The organism is Neobacillus niacini, from assembly GCF_023715785.1.
GTDB classification, from domain to species: domain Bacteria; phylum Bacillota; class Bacilli; order Bacillales; family Cytobacillaceae; genus Neobacillus; species Neobacillus niacini_E.
This window is the reverse complement of the sequence record NZ_JAMBOX010000053.1, coordinates 1-596: the sequence shown is the minus strand read 5'-3', so window position 1 is coordinate 596 and position 596 is coordinate 1. Positions and strand designations below refer to the sequence as shown.

Annotated in this window: 1 protein-coding gene; it reads right to left on the bottom strand. The window is 63.3% G+C overall.

Features of this window, described 5'->3' with window-relative positions; all coding sequences use genetic code 11:
• The coding region (locus M3234_RS28770; protein WP_262307923.1) for a CYTH domain-containing protein at positions 1–596 on the bottom strand (596 nt) is incomplete at both ends.

Here is a 596-nt window from a genome sequence, read left to right as displayed (position 1 = left end):
CGCTGGCCTTCGCTGCCACCGGCAGCACCGCCAGCCGGGTCACCGGACGCTCATTGTTACCTTGCGCCAGATGATACCCGCGCGCGGCTTTGCTCAGGCTCCCCTGACGCAGGACGCCGCTCTCCAGCAAACGATGCGCGAGGCGCAGCAGATCGGTGGTCTCCCCGGCGAGCAGCTCCAGCTCCAGTTCGCAGATCGGTTCCTGATGTTCGCCCGCCTTTACTTCGCCGCGATCGAGGGCAATCTCAATCTCACTCTTTCCTTCCTGGATCACCCAGCGTTCACGGGCAAAATCGGTGCTGAACAGCGGCTGGACATGCTCCGCCAGCGCGGCCGGAAGTTCCCCTTGCGGCCAGACCTCCGCCGGCAGGCGCTCAAGCGCCAGCTCCGGTTTATCCAGTGGAATATTATATTCCGGGCGCTGGTGCAGGCCGCCGACCACCCGACCGGCGATTTTCAGCGTCATCTCATAACGCCCCTGATCGCCGCGGATGCGCAGGCCCATATCGTGACGACGCAGCCAGTTATCGGCGGTTTCGTAATAAATGTTCAGCAACTGGCCCGCGGGCGTATGTTTCGCCTCGAGCGCATTGAGC